Here is a 15,698-nt window from a genome sequence, read left to right as displayed (position 1 = left end):
CTATCGGACCCATGGCGTGTATCGCCATATTTTTGCAGGGGCTACGCGAAATCGGTCTGAAATAGCCCGTCTGGCCGCGGGGCCAACGCTCTGACGTTTCCGGTGTTTGACCGGGGTGCCCAGGGGGTAGCCGTGAACCGGACCCCGGGAGGAAGACGATCATGCCATTCGACTGCACCATCGAGCGGGATGGCGACACGATCGTCGTGGTGCCCGAGGGCGACGTGGACGCGGACAACGCGGCAGTCCTGCGCCAGGTGCTGCATCAGGTCGTCGACCGCGGCGACTGCACGCGCCTCGACGTGGACATGAGCGCGGTGACGTTCCTCGACTCCACGGGCCTCGGCATGCTGGTCGCCGCCCAGAAGGCGGCGAGCGCCCGGGCGATCACCCTCACGCTGCGCCACCCCGGACCGATGGTCCGCATGGTGCTCGAGCTGACCAACCTGCACGAGGTGCTGACCGAGGAGCCGCACAGCCGGGCCTGACGGTCACCGGCCCCGGTTGCGGGGATGGTTGCGCGCCGTCCGCTCGTTGCCGCGCCGGTAGTTGCCGGTCACGCGGGCCATCAGCTCCTGCGGATCCCCCCGGTCCACGTCGGCCAGGAACCGGGCCGCGGCCGAGCCGCGCAGCACGGTGGCGACGCGGCCGTGGTGCAGCACTTCCACCTCCCCGCTGCCGCGGAGGCGGAACGCGAATCCCTCAGGTGTGCCGGCCATCGCCGTATCGTGCCCGTACGCCGGGAAGGCCGCGACCCATTTCCGCGCCGCCCGCCACGCCGGTCCGAAATGACCACTCTGGTCCGTGACCTCCGGCGGTCCTCGCGACGATGAGACCCAGGCCACGGCCGGGATCCGGCTTTCCGGGCTGCTGACCGGCCCTACTCATCGGTACGATCTCCCTCCCTCCGCGGAGCGGGCCAGCGCTGCGGGGATCATCGCGAAGGCAGGACATGTCGGTTATCCACGACCCCGTCGTTACCCCGCGCGCTTCCGAGGCGCCGGCCGCAGCTCGGCAAGCGCGCGCCCACTCCGGTTTCCGGCCGGACATCGAGGGCATGCGCGCCATCGCGGTGACCCTCGTGGTCCTGTCGCACGCCGGCATGGCGACCCTGGCCGGCGGCTACGTGGGTGTCGACGTCTTCTTCGTGATCTCCGGCTTCCTGATCACGACGCTGCTGCTGAAGGAGCTGGACCGCACCGGCACCATCTCGCTGAGCGGCTTCTACGCGCGCCGGGCGGTCCGGCTGCTGCCCGCGTCGGCGCTGGTCCTGGTCGCCACGCTGGCGGGCGCCTGGTTCTGGCTGCCGTCCACCCGGTTCCACTCGATCAGCCTGGACGGGCTCTTCGCGACCTTCTACGGCATCAACTGGCGCCTCGCCGACGAGGGCGTCGACTACCTCAACGCCGACGCCGCGCCGTCGCCGCTGCAGCACTTCTGGTCCCTGGCCGTCGAGGAGCAGTTCTACCTCGTCTGGCCGCTGCTCATGCTGATCTACGCCGCGATCTGGGCCCGCCGCCGCGCGAAGGAGTCCCCGGAGGAGGCCCCGGCACCACGGACCGGGGGTTCCGCAGCCGTCCGGTCAGGCGGTCCGGCTCCGGCTCAGCGCAATGGGGGCTCGGCAGCCGTCCGGCCGGCCGGCTCGGTCCCGGCACCGCAGGGCTGGGGCAACGGGCCGCGCCCGGCCGGCCCGGCGCCGGCACCGCGGGCCGCGGCCTCGGTACCCGTCTGGCCGGGCAGCCCGGCTCCGGCTCAGCGCAATGGGGGCTCGGCAGCCGTCCGGCCGGCCGGCGTGGCCCCGGCACCGCAGGGCTGGGGCCACGGACCCCGGCCCGGCAGCCCGGCACCGGTACATCGGGCCGCGGCCTCCGCACCCGTGCGGCCGGGCGCAGCGGCCCCGGCGCCGCACTCCCGGGGCTACGGACCCCGACCCGGCAGCCCGGCTCCGGCACAGCATCCGCGGAGCCTCGCGGCGTCCCGATACCCGACGGGCGAGCCGCGCAAGGAGATCGTGGCTCCGGTCGTCGACAAGACCCCGGAGAAGAAGCCCGCGACCCGGGTCCCGCTCACCCTGGCGTTGATCGTGGTCGCCGCGGTGTCGCTGGGCGCCTCCGTGACGCAGACCGAGTCGGCGGCGCCGTGGGCGTACTTCGGCGCGCACACGCGGGTCTGGGAGCTGGCGGTGGGCGCGCTCGTGGCCGTCGCCGCGTCCCGGCTCTCCCGGCTGCCCGGCCCGTTCGCCGCCCTGCTCACCTGGGCCGGCGTGGCCGCCGTGATCACTTCGGCGTTCGTCTACGACGAGCACACCGCGTTCCCCGGCACGGCCGCGCTGGTGCCGGTACTGGGCTCTGCGGCGATCATCGCGGGCGGCTGCGCGGCGCCGCGGGGCAGCGTCGCCGGGCTGCTCAAGGTGAAGCCGTTCCAGCTGATCGGGCGGTACTCCTACAGCTGGTACCTGTGGCACTGGCCGGCGCTGATGATCGGCCCGGCCGCGCTGGGCCGCGAGCCGTCGCTGGAGCTCGGCCTGGCGCTCTCGGCCGCCTCGCTCGTCGTCGCCGTCCTGTCGTACCACCTGGTGGAGAATCCCGCCCGCAACCGTCCGTCGATCAAGGCGAGCGCCGGGCGCGGTATCGCGGTCGGCCTCGTGCTGTCCAGCGTGACCGCCGGAATCGCTTTCGGCGCCGGCCGGTTCACGCCGCCCGTGGAGACCGGCGAAGCGGTCCCGGATCCCACCAGCATGCTCGCCAAGGCGCCCGACCCCCGGGCGGCCCTGCAGACGCTGCTCGCCGAGTCCGCCCGGCGGACGCGGCTGCCGTCGAACGTGCGGCCCGCGCCGCAGTCCGCGGCGACCGACCAGCCGGTGATCTACCAGGACAAGTGCCACCTCGAATACGAGATCGTCACCGCGGACGGCCCGTGCCTGTACGGCAACCCGAAGGGCAAGGACAGCATTTTCCTGCTCGGCGACTCGCACGCCGGCCACTGGTTCCCGGCGGTCGACGCGGTGGCCAAGAAGCGGGGCCTCCAGCTCTACTCCCGCACCAAGAGCGCCTGCCCCGCCCCGTCGGTGCAGGTCTACAACAGCGTGCTGAAGCGCGCCTACAAGGAATGCTCGGACTGGCGGGAGAAGGTCCTCGACGAGATCGCGCAGAAGCGCCCGAAGTTCGTGGTGCTCTCCTCGAACGGCGGCAACGGCGACGGCCTGGTCGCGCCGGACGGCAAGTTGCTGGACAAGCGGACGGTCCGGGACGAGTTCTGGGTGGCCGCCTGGACCAAGACCCTGGACCGGATCAAGAAGGCCGGCTCCGTGCCGGTCCTGCTGCTGGACACGCCCTGGCCGCCCAACTCGACGCCGGACTGCATGGTGACCAACCCGAAGTCGACGGACAAGTGCGGCGCCAGGGTCGCCGAGGCGTTCTACGAGCCGGCCCGCCGCAAGGCGGTCGCGGCGAAGGCCGCCTCCCTGGGCGCCAAGGTGATCGACTCCCAGGGCTGGTTCTGCACCGCCGCCGTCTGCCCGCCGGTGGTGGGCAACCTGCTGGTGTGGAAGGACGGCAGCCACATCAGCACGGCGTACTCCGCGGCGCTGACGCCACTGCTGAACGCCAGCCTGCCGAAGTGACGAGGCCGCCCGGCGGGGCCTTCACGACGGTTTCGTGAAGGCCCCCGCCAGCAGGGCGATGCCGTACTCGTAGGCGCGGTCGACGTCCCCGCCGAGGTTGAAGGCGCCGGCGAGTTCCATGCTGATGAAGCCGTGCGCCCAGGCGGTGAGCGTACGGGCGGCCTCCCGCGCGTGAGCCGGGCCGGCCAGCTCCGCCGCGACCTGCAGCACCGGGGCCGCCGCGTCGGCCAGCGCGCGCACCTCGGGCCGGGCCGGCGCGGGCGCGTTCGCGAAGACCAGGTGGTAGCCCGCGGGACGGGCGCGGGCGAAGGCCCGCAGGGCGTGGACGAGCTCGGCCAGGCGCGTGCGGGGGTCGCCGCCGGCGGCGACGGCGTGGAGCCGGTCGCCCAGGTCGCGGACGGTGGCCTCGGTGACCAGGCGGATCAGGTCGTCCCGGTCGCGCACCCGCTTGTACAGCGACGGCGCGCGGACGCCCACGCGCTGCGCCACCGCCTGCATGGTCAGGCGCGTGAGGCCGTCCCGCTCGAGGATCTCGCGGGCGGCCTCGACGATCTCCTCCAGGGACGTCCGTTCGGGCGTCGGCATGCGTGCTCCTTCCGGTCGGCCTTCATCATAGCTATGGACCGTAGCCATGATGGCTATGTATCGTAGCCATCGAATGGCGACCGGAGGGGCGGAATCATGAGGCTCGATCATCACCTGCATCGCATCGGCAACGACATCGTCGCGGCGTACCTGGTCGTGACCAGCGACGGAGTGACCGTCGTCGACGCCGGGCTGCCCGGGCACTGGCGGGAGCTGCTCGCCGAGCTCGCCGGGCTGGGGCGCTCCCCCGCCGACATCCGCGGCGTGGTCCTGACCCACGGCGACAGCGACCATCTCGGCTTCGCGGAGCGGCTACGGCGCGAGCACGGCGTCGCGGTCCACGTCCATGCGGCGGACGCCGCGCGGGCCCGCGGCGAGGGCAAGCCCCACACCGGCTGGGGGCACGCCAAGGTCGGCGCCACGGCACGCTTCCTCTGGTACGCGAGCCGCAAGGGAGGACTGCGGACCAGATATCTCACCGCGGTGTCCGAAGTGGCCGACGGCGACGTCCTCGACCTGCCGGGCGCGCCGCGGATCATCGCTCTGCCGGGTCACTCGCCGGGCAGCGTCGCCGTGCACGTGCCCGGGGCGAACGCCGTCTTCGTGGGGGACGCCCTCACCACGAGGCACGTCCTGACCGGCCGGCGGGGACCGCAGCCGGCACCCTTCACCGACGATGCGGCGCAGGCGCTGGCGTCGCTCGACGTTCTCGCGGGGCTGGAGGCGAAGTGGGTGCTGCCGGGCCACGGTGCGCCGTGGGACGGGGGCGTCCGGGAGGCCGTACGCCGGGTCAGGGAGGCGGCCGCCCAGGCTTCCCGCGGATGAGCCGGTGTCAGCCCGAGCCGGCGGACGACAGCGCCGCCATGGTGCCGGCCAGCTCCACGCGGTTGCGGCCGTTGCGCTTCGCCCGGTAGAGGGCCTCGTCGGCCTCCGCGAGCAGCGTCGCCGGTGTTCCGGTGCCGGTGAACCCGGTCAGTCCGGCGCTGAAGGTCACGCTCACCGGGGTGCCGCCGGCGTCGACCGGTGTGGCGGCGAGCCGGGTCCGCAGGTTCTCGATGCGGGCCCGCGCCCGCGCCGGGTCCGCGCCGAAGAGCAGCAGCACGAACTCCTCGCCGCCGTGGCGGGACACGATGTCGTCGTGGCGCATCTCGTCGGCGAGGATGCCGGCGACGTGGGTGAGCACCTCGTCGCCGACGGCGTGCCCGTACGTGTCGTTGACCTGCTTGAAGTGGTCGATGTCGATGAGGACGAGCGTGAAGGCCCGGTTGCTGAGCGACACCTCCCGGTGCAGGGCCGCCATCAGGTGACGGCGGTTGTGCAGCCCGGTGAGGGTGTCGCGGACCGCCTGCTCGGCGAGGTCGGCGCGGAGCAGCTCGATGGTGTGCAGCTGGTCGCGCAGCTGCCGGTTGGCGTCTTCGAGCGCCAGGCGCTGCCGGTTGGTCTCGGTCGTGTCCCGCACCACCAGGGTCCAGCCGAGGTGCCCGCCCCGACCGTCGTCGAGGACGTTGACGCGGACGTTGAGGTCGATGCCGCGGTGGTGGGCGTCGACGATGTCGTGCTCGGTGGCGGAACCGGTGAGGGTGAGGTGGCCCAGCAGGTCGGCCACCGGCACGCCGATCAGCGTCGCGGGCAGCTCCGGCACGAGCCGCCGGGCCAGCCGCTCCGCGGCCGGATTGTGGTCCAGGACCCGGCCGGAGAGGTCGATGACGGTGACGGCGTCGTCGATGGTGGCGAGGATCCGCTGATGGGCGACCGGCACCAGGTCGGCGAAGATCCGGCGCTGCAGCCCCCACACCAGCAGGGCCGCGGAGAAGGTGAAGACGACCACCGTCACGTCGACGACCGGAACGGGCGACAGGTTGACCACGGTGTTCACCAGCACCGGCGGCACCACGACCACCAGCACCAGCTCCATGACCCGCCGGTGTGCCGGCGGCGCCTGCCGCCGGGCCATGACCAGGCGCCCGAGCGAGATCGCGAGCAGGACGTTCGAGTAGAGCGCGTGCGCGTAGAACAGCGGCCCGAAGACGGGAACCGCCAGGCCTCCCACCGGCATGGTGCGCACGTCGGCCAGGACGAACAGATGATGCCAGGGGTTGGTCGCGATGGCGATCGAGACCAGCACCGGCTCGACGGCGAGCAGCCCCAGGGTGCGGCGCGACAGCCGCCAGCCGCGGTCGACCACCGCCAGGCAGAGACAGAAGACGCCGGCGATCACCGCGCACACGGCGGGGAAGACCGCCGCCTTGGCGAGCACCACCCGGGCCGGGTCGGCGGTCAGCACCCCGCACAGGTCGGCCACCGCCCACACCACGGTGCCGGCGCCGATGAGCACCAGCGAGCGGATGGCCGCCGTCGCGTCCCGCCGGCGCCAGCTCTTGACCGTCACCGCGGCCGCGACCAGGGCGGACACGGCGAAGAGAAGGACCAGAGCCTGCCGCCACATGGCCGGCACCACCTCTCTGATCCGACGATCTCTACATCCCGCCGATCGGCAGGCCGGCGCCGGGCGTGAGCGGCCCGGCGTGGCTGCACCCGATTCGCCCCCGCGGCCCGGTGGCCGGCGGGAATGAGCCCACGGTACGCGGGTACGCGACGGGCCGCGGAACGTCGGAGGTGACCCTCAGACCTATCCCCGCGGAAGTCCGACCGAACGACGAGAAGGGGACGGACATGACCACCTGGACGACGGCCCACCGGATCGGTACGGCGGGCGTCCATCTCGACGGGGACCTCAACCTGCCCGAGCACGCCGCCGGGCTGGTGCTGTTCGCGCACGGCAGCGGCAGCTCCCGGCAGAGCCCCCGCAACCGCGCGGTGGGCGAGGCGCTGAACCGGCGCCGGCTGGCGACCTTGCTGGTCGACCTGCTGACCGCCGACGAGGAGCGGGTCGACCTGCACACCGCCGATCTGCGCTTCGACGTCGGCCTGCTCGCCGACCGGCTGGTCGGGATCATCGACTGGCTCCGGGAGCAACCGGCGACGGCGGGGCTGCCGGTCGGCCTGTTCGGCGCGAGCACGGGAGCCGCGGCCGCGCTGGTGGCCGCCGCCGCACGGCCCGGCCCGGTACAGGCGGTGGTGTCCCGCGGCGGGCGCCCCGACCTGGCGGGACCGGCGCTGGTCCAGGTCGCCGCGCCGACGCTGCTGATCGTCGGCGAACGCGACCCGCGGGTGCTCGAGCTCAACCAGCAGGCCCGCAACTCCCTGCGGGCGACCGCGGAACTACGGATCATCCCGACGGCGACCCACCTGTTCGAGGAGCCCGGCACCCTGGAGCAGGTCGCCGAGGAGGCCGGACGATGGTTCGGCGACCACCTCGCGGCTCCGGCCGCTCGCCGGTAGGACCCGCCGTCAGGACTGGGCGGGGGCGGTGAGCGCGCCCGCGAGGACGGCGGAGGTGCGGTCGGCGGAGGCCGGCCGGCCGTAGTGGAAGCCCTGGCCCTTGTCGCAGCCGAGGGTCCGCAGGACCGCGGTCTGCTCGTCCGTCTCGACGCCCTCGGCGACGGCGGTCAGCCGCAGCGTGTGCGCCAGGTCGACGATCGTCCGGACGAGCGCCACCTGCTGGGCCGCATCCCCCGTCGCGGCGTCCGGCATGAACGAGCGGTCGATCTTCAGGATGTCGATGGGCAGGTCGCGCAGGTAGGCCAGGGACGAGTAGCCGGTGCCGAAGTCGTCCACGGCGACCTGCACCCCGGCGCGGCGCAACTCGCCCAGGTGCGCGATGCACTGTTCCGCCTGCGCGCCGGCCGCCACGAGCACGCCCTCGGTGATCTCCAGGATCAGCGCGGCGGCGGGCAGGCCGGCGTCGCGGAGCGCACGGCGTACCCGGGAGGCGAAGTCGGGCTCGGCGAGCTGGCGGGGCGAGACGTTGACGGTCAGCTTGGTGCCGTACTCGTGGTACCAGGCCGCGGCGTCGCGGCACGCCTGCCGCAGGACCTGCTCGCCGAGCGGCACGATGAGCCCGCTGTCCTCGGCGGCGGGGACGAAGTCGTCCGGGCCGATCGGGTCCTGGCCCGGCGGCACCCAGCGCACCAGCGCCTCCACCGCGGTGAACTGGCCCGTGCTCAGCGAGACGATCGGCTGGTAGTGCACCACGATGGCCTCGGTGCCGATGGCGGTGCGCAGCCGGTCCACCACGTCGATCCGCTGGAGCTGGCGCTCGCGCAGCGTGGCGTCGTACCTGACCACCCGGTCCTTGCCGGCCGCCTTCGCGGCGTAGAGGGCGAGGTCGGCGTCGCTGAGGACCTCGGTGCTGTCCGCGGCGCCGGCGAGCTGCCGCAGCCCGATGCTCGCCGTGACGTGCAGGCGGTGGCCCCGCACCTCGACCGGGTGCCGCAGCGTCGTCAGAACGGCCTGCGCCTGCCCCTCGGCGATCAGCTCGTCGCCGTCGTGCAGCAGCAGCGCGAACTCGTCGCCGCCCAGGCGGGCCAGCTTGGCCGCGCCGGCGACCTCCTCCCGCAGCCGCCCGGCGACCTCGTAGAGCAGGGCGTCGCCGATGGGGTGGCCGAAGCTGTCGTTGACGTGCTGGAAGCCGTCCAGGTCCACGATGAGCAGGCACCCCGGCCGGCCCTCGTCGACCGCCGCCTGGATCAGGCGGTCCAGGTACAGGCGGTTCGGCAGGCCGGTCAGGGCGTCGTGCATCGCCAGGTGGGTCATCTGCTCCTGCATCGCCGCCTGGTCGGTCAGCGCGGTCTGCAGGTCCGCGGCCCGCCGGTTGACCAGGGTGCTGGTGTGCGAGAGCCGGACCACCAGCAGGACCGCGGTGACGGCGGTGGCGCCCAGCGGCAGGATGACGTCGGCGACGCCGAACGCGCCACGGCCGTGGTCCTGCCAGATCGCGTACGCGGTGACCGCCGGCCCGATCAGCACCACGACGGCGTACAGGGCGGTCATCCGCCGCGGGGACCGCCAGTACCGGCCGATCGCCGTCGCGCCGTTGCCGGACGCCATCGAGGGGTGCAGCGCGGCCGCGCCGCAGAGCAGGTGGAACAGCATCCAGCAGGCGACGCTGAGGGGCGAGCCGGACCAGGAGCCGCCGGAGGCGTACCACACGAAGTAGCCGACGTCGGCGACCATGAGCGTGCCGACGGCGATCAGAAGCAGGCGGTGGGCGTGGCTGATGGCTCCGCCGGTGACGGCCAGGCGGACGGCCATGGTCAGCAGGACCAGGTCGAGCATCGGGTACGCCAGCGTGCCGTAGCCGGCGGTGCCGCCGGTCCACCCCTCGACGACCGGGTCCACCAGGAACACCCAGGCGAGCACCGCGGCGGTGCACCCGACGATGCCGGCCTCGGCCATGCCGACCAGCGCGGAGCCCCGGCCCCGGCTGACCAGCGCGGCGAGCGCGGCGGCGAGCAGGACGTACATCGCGTAGTAGACCGCGTCGATGACGGTGACGCCGCTCGGCGGCATGTCCACGACGAAGGCGATGCCCCACGCCAGGTCGCTCACGGCCCCGCAGGCCAGGCCCGCCGCCAGCAGCCACCACGGCACCCGGCGGGCCGGGCGGTGGGCCCGGATCCCGAGGACGACGGCGGCGACGGAGGCGGTGTCGAGCAGCACGTACGCGGCCTGCTGGCCGGCCGGCCGCAGCCAGACGCCAACGAGCAGGACCGGCAGGCCGCCGAGCAGGAACCACCACCAGGCCCGGGCGCCGGCCAGCGCAGCCGGGAACGGGTCCCGGACTCGCTGCTGAGCTGTCATGCGGCCGCCTTCTCGCCAGGGCAGGTGCTGAGTGCCTCAGCGTGGACCGTCCCGGGTGCCGTTCGGGAGCAGAACGGGTCGCCATTCGGTTGCAGCGCGCGAAGTCCCCGGCCGTCGGAGCCGACGCCCTACCGGTGGGCCGCGACGAGGGCGGCGACGGCCGGGCCCGCCAGGACCAGTCCGATCTAGCCGGCCTGGGCGCCCGGCGCGGCCGCCGATCGCGCCGGGCCGCTACGCCGGGCGGCCCGGACCGGCGGCGTCCTGAGCATCCCTCCCTGGAGAGCGTCACCGGGTGGGGCGGCGGGTCAGGACCTGGGGGCCGGAGTCCGTGACCGCGACGGTGTGCTCGGAGTGGGCGGTGCGGGAGCCGTCGGCGGACCGGATCGTCCAGCCGTCGTCGTCGAACCTGATCCGGTCCGTCGAGCGGCAGAACCAGGGCTCGATGGCGATGGTGAGGCCGGGGTCGAGCCGCATGCCCCGGCGCGGCCGGCCGGTGTTGGGCACGTGCGGGGCCTCGTGCATGGTCCGGCCGATGCCGTGCCCGCCGAACTCGGCGTTGACGCCGTACCCGTAGGAGCGGGCGACCTCGCCGATCGCGGCGGAGATGTCACCGAGGCGGCCGCCGGGCCGGGCGGCGGCGATGCCGGCCTCCAGCGCGACCTCGGTGGCCTCGATCAGCGTCAGGTCGGCCGGGTCGGGCGTGCCGACGACGACGGAGAGCGCGGAGTCGGCGACCCAGCCGTCGACGCCGGCCGCCATGTCGATGCTGAGCAGGTCACCGTCGCGCAGGACGTAGTCGTGCGGCAGGCCGTGCAGCACCGCGTCGTTGACCGACAGGCACAGTACGTTGCGGAACGGGCCGCGACCGAACGACGGGGCGTAGTCCCAGTAGCAGGACTCGGCGCCGCGCTCCTTGATCCGGCGGCGGGCGTGCTCCTCGAGCTCCATCAGGTTGACACCGACCGCGGCCGCACCGCTCAGCTCGGCGAGCAGCTCGCCGACGAACTGCCCGGCCACCGCCATCCGGCCGATCTCCTCGGCGGACTTGAGCTCGATCATGGCGGCCTCCCCCTCCGGCACGGTATTTTTATACCGGTATTTTTATACCACGCGATCGAGCACTCCCCGGCGGGATATCCTGCCGGCATGGTGCGCCAGCCTCTCACCGCCGAACAGATCGCCGCGGGCCGGCGCCTGGGCGCCGCCCTCCGGGCCGCGCGGGCCGCCCGCAGCCTCGCCGAGGTGGCCCTGGCGGCCGGCATCTCCCCCGAGACGCTGCGCAAGATCGAGGCGGGCCGTCTGCCCGCCCCGGCGTTCGGCACCGTGGTCTGCCTCAGCCAGGCCCTCGACGTCCCCCTCGGCGACCTGGCCGACGCCTGGCTGGCCGACATGCCGATCCGCCAGGCGTCCTAGGGACCGGCCACCGCCACATCGCCGCGTCAGGCCGCGGGCCGAGGCAGCGGAAACCGGACACCGGTCAGCTCCTCCGACACCTCCCACAGGCGGCGACCGGTCGAGGGATCGCTGGCGACCCTGGCGGGCCGCACGACGCCCGGCGCGCCACGCATCCCGGCGAAGCCGCCCGGGCCGATGAACTCTCCGCCGCGCACCTGCGGGCTGGTCGCGGCATGGACCGTCGGCCGCGCCCCCTGGTCGGCGCCGACCGCCAGCAGAGGGTTGCCGATCCTCGTGAGCAGGGTGCGGTAGAGGCCGGGCCGGACGGCGGCCTGCAGGCCCGTCGCCGCGTACCCGGGATGGGCGAGCAGGCTGCGCACCGGGGAGCCGGCGGCGGTCAGGCGGCGGTGCAGTTCCAGGCCGAAGACGGCGTTGGCCAGCTTGGAGTGGTTGTAGGCGGCGGTGGCGCGGTAGCGGCGCTCCCCGTTCAGGTCCGCGAAGTCGAGCCGGCCGCTCTTGTGCAGCACCGAGCTCACCGTGACCACGCGCGGGTCGTCGCCGGCGCTCAGCCGGTCGAGAAGGAGCCCGGTGAGGGCGAAGTGCGCCAGGTGGTTCACCCCGAACTGCAGCTCGTGGCCCTGCCGGGTGAGGGTCCGCGGCGGCGCCATCACCCCGGCGTTGTTGATCAGTACGTCGACCCGGTCGAGCCCGGCGGCGAAGGCACGCACCGAGTCGAGATCGGCCAGGTCGAGCCGGCGCACCTCGCAGGAGCCGCCGGTCAGCCCGGCCTGCGCCGCCCGGCCCTTCCGCTCGTCCCGTACGGCCAGAATCACGTGGGCGCCCCTGTCGGTGAGCGCCCGGGCGGTGGCCAGACCGAGCCCGCCGCTCGCCCCGGTGACCACGAAAACGCGACCTGTCGTCATCATGCGGCTCATCGTGCCCTTGGTGACACAGTGTGTCAACCACGTCATGGCGTACCCTACCGGCATGGCGCAGGACCGGATCCCCACGCTGGCCGAACGCAAGCGGCAGCTGATCAGCGAGGAGCTGCGGGAGGTGGCCCTGCAACTGCTCGCCGCCCGCGGGTACGACGAGACGACGGTGGACGACATCGTGGCCGCCGCGGGGATGTCCCGGCGCACCTTCCACCGCTACTACGCGTCCAAGGAGGAGGTGGTCATCCAGCTGCTGGCCGACCTGGGCGACCAGATGCGCGACGAGCTGGCCGCCCGACCGGCCGCCGAGTCCCCGGCGGTGGCCCTGCGGCACGCCGTCACGGTGGCGCTCGACTTCTGCGCGGACCACCACGACCCGGTGAAGACCCTGGCGGTGGTCCGGCTGATCCAGCGGACCCCGGCGCTGCGCGCCCGCTCCCTGGAACTCCAGGCCCGCTGGCAGGCCGGCCTCGCGGCGGTGCTGGCACGGCGGCTCGGGCTGGACGCCGGCGACCTGTTCCCCGACCTCGCCACGCGGATGGCCCTTGCGGCCTTCGACACCGCGATGGAACGCTGGGCCCTCAGCGACGGCGCGGTGGATCCGCTCGCCCTGACCGAGCGCGCGTTCGCACTCCTGGACCCGGCACTCGAGGTCTGACGCAAGCGCCGACGTCGCCCGCCATCACCGCTCCTGCCCTCGCTACGCCGTCACCTCGGGCGAACCCCCACCCGAGGTCACGGTCCCGATCGCCCGGCCTCGGGCAGCGGCCCCGTCCACAGGAACGAGTCGCTGCGAACCTGCCAGACGAGGCGCGCCGACGACCCGGTGAGCGCGACCCCCGCGAGCCAGGCCGCCCACAGCATCGCCGCGGTCGCCGAGGCCGCCAGACCGGCCAGATAGGGCAGAGAGCCGGCGACGGCCAGGATGCTGATCCCGGGAAACGTGATGAACAGCGGGTTCAAGGTCCGGTAGGGCCGGGGGCTGGACCGATGGGCGCGCAGCCAGTCCTCCCAGCCGAGCCCGCCCGCCGTCCGGCCGCTCAGCTCGGTGCGGATGTAGGTCGCGATGCTGAGACAGGCATAGCTGTGAGAGACGTGGCGGCCCGCCAGCATGTACGTCACCAGCGGAAGGATCAGCAGCACGGCCGAGCGCCCCGCGCCCGACAGCGCCAGGCTGAAGAGCGCCCCGGCGGCGGTCAGCTGGATGGACAGCAGCGCCTGCTGGCTGTGCTGCCGGCCGACGAGCTCGGCGCGCAGCGCATTGAACTCCGCGAGAGCCGCATCTTGTCCGGGCGGTGCACCATCAGACAACCCGAGCCTCCATCGCCGCCGAGCCCGTCACCCTCGATGGTGCACGGCGGCGCAAGAGTCCGCATCGTCCGGCCCTGAACGAGTGACCTCGTGCGCGGCGGCCCGCACCGAGCGACGACCGTGCGGCGGACACCGCCTTCGGCGGATGTCCTCATCGCACGCGGCGCGCCCGCAGATCCGCCGCCCTCGGCGCGAAGCCGCTCACCGCGGGCCCCGCCGTGCAAGGCGAAATCCAGAGGCGACCCGAGAGGCCGGCAATCTAGGGTGCCTGAGGTGACCGTCCTCTCCGCATTTGCCGTCAAGCCGGTGCTTCACGGCCGCAAGGTGACCCTGCGGCCGTTCCACGACGACGACCTGCCGGCCATCGCGGCAGCGATCGCGGATCCCGAGGTGGCGCGGCTGACCGGCAGCGTCCACACCAGCGCCGAAGCCGCCGGTCGCAGACCCGACATCGACGATCGGCTGCGGAGTTGGTACGGATCCCGCAACAGTCAGGCCGACCGGCTCGACCTGGCGATCATCGACAACGACTCCGCGGCGTGCGTGGGCGAGGTCGTGCTGAACGACTGGGAGCCGGCGAACGAAAGCGGCAACTTCCGCATCTTGATCGGCCCCAGCGGGCGCGGGCGCGGGCTCGGCACGGAGGCGACCACCCTCGTTCTCCACTATGCGTTCACCACGCTGTCCCTGCATCGCGTGAGTCTCGAGGTCTACGCCTTCAATCCACGAGCCCGGCGAGTCTACGAGAAGGCCGGGTTCAAGCCCGAGGGCGTGAGACGCGACGCCTTCGTGTTCGACGGCGAGCGGGTCGACTCGATCGTCATGTCAGCCCTGGCGACGGAATGGACCGGCCCGATCGCTGGTCCGCTTGATCCGCCGCGTTCTCGACTCGTGGAGGACTGCGATCGGCGCGGGGGCATCTCGATACACTGATCGGGTGTCCCGCGAGTCGGAGCAACCACGTAGTCACAGCGTCTACCTCATACTCGCTGCACTGCTTCTCATGCTTTCCGCGGCCACGGCCTCCTACGTCATGATATCGAGCCAGTTCGTCTCGACTCCGCGAATAGGCGCGCCCGGAACGATCGGGATAGCCGCTGCGGCACCCTCGTCACAGCGGGCTCCACTCACAGTGGACGCGATCTTCGATGTCGACGACCGACCCGGCCGGACGAGCCTGGACATTGCCCTGACGCAGGTCGCCACCAACCCTTCGGTGCATGATCTTCAGGTCGTCATACTTCTCTGCGGCGCTTTTGCCGACGATCCCCAATTCATGGACAACAAGCTCCGCCCCATAGAGTGGACCCCGTTCAGGACGCCGGGCGGTGTCACGCTCTTCTCGCAGGCCTTCGGCAGCATGCAAGACTGCGTCCACACGTCCATGTCGATCGAGGACTCCGACGAGTCCGGCCGGTTGCGCCAAGCGCTGATGATCGGCTCCAGTGGGGCAGGCCCGAGCAAGACCTCGGGAGCGAGAGTGACCTACCGCTTTCCGGGCATCGTTCAGCTGCCTGCTCTCCCGAAGAGTGCCGGCTTCGGCTACCCGCCGCTCCCCACCGGCTCCTCGGTGCACATGCGGGTGAAAGACACGCCCGCGGATATGGAGAATGTATTCACCAGCCCGCAGCTTGCCGACGCCGGGCGTCTGGAGTGGGAATTCGATCTGGCGTCGGCCGAAAGACCGGTGAGCAACCTCAAGATCACGGCCCAGCTCGCCGACCGCCAGGCTGCCCGCGAGCGCCAGATATTCGTCGCAGGCGGCCTGGTCGGTATCGCAGGCGGCGCATTCGTCTGGTTGTCCGAACTTGTGGTCAGCGCCCTGACCTCCCTGCGAAGGAACGGTAAGCGACGCCGCGGGAATCCTTCCGATTCCGATGATCGGCACCCTGATCCGGAGAGGAGCACCGGCCGCGCTCGCCACGCTCTGCACGATGCCACAACGGGTGAGCAGTCGACCGGCAGCACGCCTGGCAACTCGGCACCCGCGGCCCGACGTCCAACCAAACCTGCGGCCAGCACACCCACTCGAGCATCCCGCACAAGACGTCGTTTGCTGGAGGGGGCTGGGTTCAGTTTGCTGGGCTTCCTGGCCGTGGTCGCCATTGTGAGGCGAGCGAGGCGGAGGACGTGATGACTCCTTGTTC

At 72.7% G+C, this 15,698-nt stretch carries 15 protein-coding genes; 8 read left to right on the top strand and 7 right to left on the bottom strand.

Annotated features, from left to right (window positions below; genetic code table 11):
* Positions 1 to 161 precede the first annotated feature (161 nt).
* The gene (locus IEY99_RS24320) at positions 162 to 488 is read left to right on the top strand and encodes an STAS domain-containing protein (protein WP_189206373.1); all 327 of its coding nucleotides are present in this window, start codon (positions 162 to 164) and stop codon (positions 486 to 488) included.
* A gap of 3 nt (positions 489 to 491) precedes the next feature.
* Here the strand turns inward: IEY99_RS24320 and IEY99_RS24315 are convergent, their stop codons facing one another.
* Positions 492 to 719, bottom strand: a complete 228-nt coding sequence (locus IEY99_RS24315; protein ID WP_189206372.1) for a hypothetical protein — start codon at positions 717 to 719, stop codon at positions 492 to 494.
* 338 nt (positions 720 to 1,057) lie between these two features.
* Between IEY99_RS24315 and IEY99_RS34475 the strand changes: the two genes are divergently transcribed.
* On the top strand, positions 1,058 to 3,622 hold the full coding sequence (locus tag IEY99_RS34475) for an SGNH hydrolase domain-containing protein (RefSeq protein WP_229799200.1): 2,565 nt from the start codon (positions 1,058 to 1,060) through the stop codon (positions 3,620 to 3,622).
* Between the two features lie 21 nt (positions 3,623 to 3,643).
* On the opposite strand, the gene IEY99_RS24305 is transcribed toward IEY99_RS34475, so the two are convergent.
* Positions 3,644 to 4,207: a TetR/AcrR family transcriptional regulator gene (locus IEY99_RS24305; protein WP_189206371.1), complete on the bottom strand. Its 564-nt coding sequence runs from the start codon at positions 4,205 to 4,207 to the stop codon at positions 3,644 to 3,646.
* Positions 4,208 to 4,303: 96 nt separating this feature from the next.
* Here IEY99_RS24305 and IEY99_RS24300 point away from each other — a divergent pair, with 96 nt between their 5' ends.
* Positions 4,304 to 5,032 carry an MBL fold metallo-hydrolase gene (locus tag IEY99_RS24300; protein ID WP_189206370.1) on the top strand — a complete coding sequence of 243 codons (729 nt, stop codon included), beginning with the start codon at positions 4,304 to 4,306 and terminating at the stop codon, positions 5,030 to 5,032.
* Between the two features lie 7 nt (positions 5,033 to 5,039).
* Here IEY99_RS24300 and IEY99_RS24295 read toward each other — a convergent pair whose 3' ends face one another.
* Positions 5,040 to 6,653 (bottom strand): histidine kinase N-terminal 7TM domain-containing diguanylate cyclase, encoded by a 1,614-nt coding sequence (locus IEY99_RS24295; protein ID WP_189206369.1) that lies wholly within the window; start codon positions 6,651 to 6,653, stop codon positions 5,040 to 5,042.
* Positions 6,654 to 6,880: 227 nt separating this feature from the next.
* Here IEY99_RS24295 and IEY99_RS24290 point away from each other — a divergent pair, with 227 nt between their 5' ends.
* Positions 6,881 to 7,549, top strand: coding sequence for a dienelactone hydrolase family protein (locus IEY99_RS24290; RefSeq protein WP_189206368.1), 669 nt, complete (start codon positions 6,881 to 6,883; stop codon positions 7,547 to 7,549).
* A gap of 9 nt (positions 7,550 to 7,558) precedes the next feature.
* Here the strand turns inward: IEY99_RS24290 and IEY99_RS24285 are convergent, their stop codons facing one another.
* Positions 7,559 to 9,910: a putative bifunctional diguanylate cyclase/phosphodiesterase gene (locus tag IEY99_RS24285; protein ID WP_189206367.1), complete on the bottom strand. Its 2,352-nt coding sequence runs from the start codon at positions 9,908 to 9,910 to the stop codon at positions 7,559 to 7,561.
* Between the two features lie 285 nt (positions 9,911 to 10,195).
* Positions 10,196 to 10,969: a type I methionyl aminopeptidase gene (map, locus tag IEY99_RS24280; RefSeq protein WP_189206366.1), complete on the bottom strand. Its 774-nt coding sequence runs from the start codon at positions 10,967 to 10,969 to the stop codon at positions 10,196 to 10,198.
* 87 nt (positions 10,970 to 11,056) lie between these two features.
* Here map and IEY99_RS24275 point away from each other — a divergent pair, with 87 nt between their 5' ends.
* On the top strand, positions 11,057 to 11,323 hold the full coding sequence (locus tag IEY99_RS24275; RefSeq protein ID WP_189206365.1) for a helix-turn-helix domain-containing protein: 267 nt from the start codon (positions 11,057 to 11,059) through the stop codon (positions 11,321 to 11,323).
* Between the two features lie 26 nt (positions 11,324 to 11,349).
* Here the strand turns inward: IEY99_RS24275 and IEY99_RS24270 are convergent, their stop codons facing one another.
* Complete coding sequence (locus IEY99_RS24270) at positions 11,350 to 12,231, bottom strand: oxidoreductase (RefSeq protein WP_229799199.1); 882 nt, start codon at positions 12,229 to 12,231, stop codon at positions 11,350 to 11,352.
* 61 nt (positions 12,232 to 12,292) lie between these two features.
* Between IEY99_RS24270 and IEY99_RS24265 the strand changes: the two genes are divergently transcribed.
* Positions 12,293 to 12,898: an acyl-CoA-like ligand-binding transcription factor gene (locus IEY99_RS24265; RefSeq protein ID WP_229799198.1), complete on the top strand. Its 606-nt coding sequence runs from the start codon at positions 12,293 to 12,295 to the stop codon at positions 12,896 to 12,898.
* 77 nt (positions 12,899 to 12,975) lie between these two features.
* Here the strand turns inward: IEY99_RS24265 and IEY99_RS24260 are convergent, their stop codons facing one another.
* Positions 12,976 to 13,551: a hypothetical protein gene (locus IEY99_RS24260; RefSeq protein WP_189206363.1), complete on the bottom strand. Its 576-nt coding sequence runs from the start codon at positions 13,549 to 13,551 to the stop codon at positions 12,976 to 12,978.
* A 273-nt stretch (positions 13,552 to 13,824) separates the two neighbouring features.
* On the opposite strand from IEY99_RS24260, the gene IEY99_RS24255 reads away from it, so the two are divergent.
* Both IEY99_RS24255 and IEY99_RS24250 read left to right on the top strand, forming a co-directional pair.
* Complete coding sequence (locus IEY99_RS24255) at positions 13,825 to 14,484, top strand: GNAT family N-acetyltransferase (protein ID WP_189206362.1); 660 nt, start codon at positions 13,825 to 13,827, stop codon at positions 14,482 to 14,484.
* 199 nt (positions 14,485 to 14,683) lie between these two features.
* On the top strand, positions 14,684 to 15,685 hold the full coding sequence (locus IEY99_RS24250; RefSeq protein WP_189206361.1) for a hypothetical protein: 1,002 nt from the start codon (positions 14,684 to 14,686) through the stop codon (positions 15,683 to 15,685).
* Positions 15,686 to 15,698 lie beyond the last annotated feature (13 nt).

The organism is Couchioplanes azureus (assembly GCF_014648355.1).
GTDB classification, from domain to species: Bacteria; Actinomycetota; Actinomycetes; order Mycobacteriales; family Micromonosporaceae; genus Actinoplanes; species Actinoplanes azureus.
Note: the sequence above shows the minus strand (reverse complement) of the source record. Positions and strands in the feature narration are given on the sequence as shown.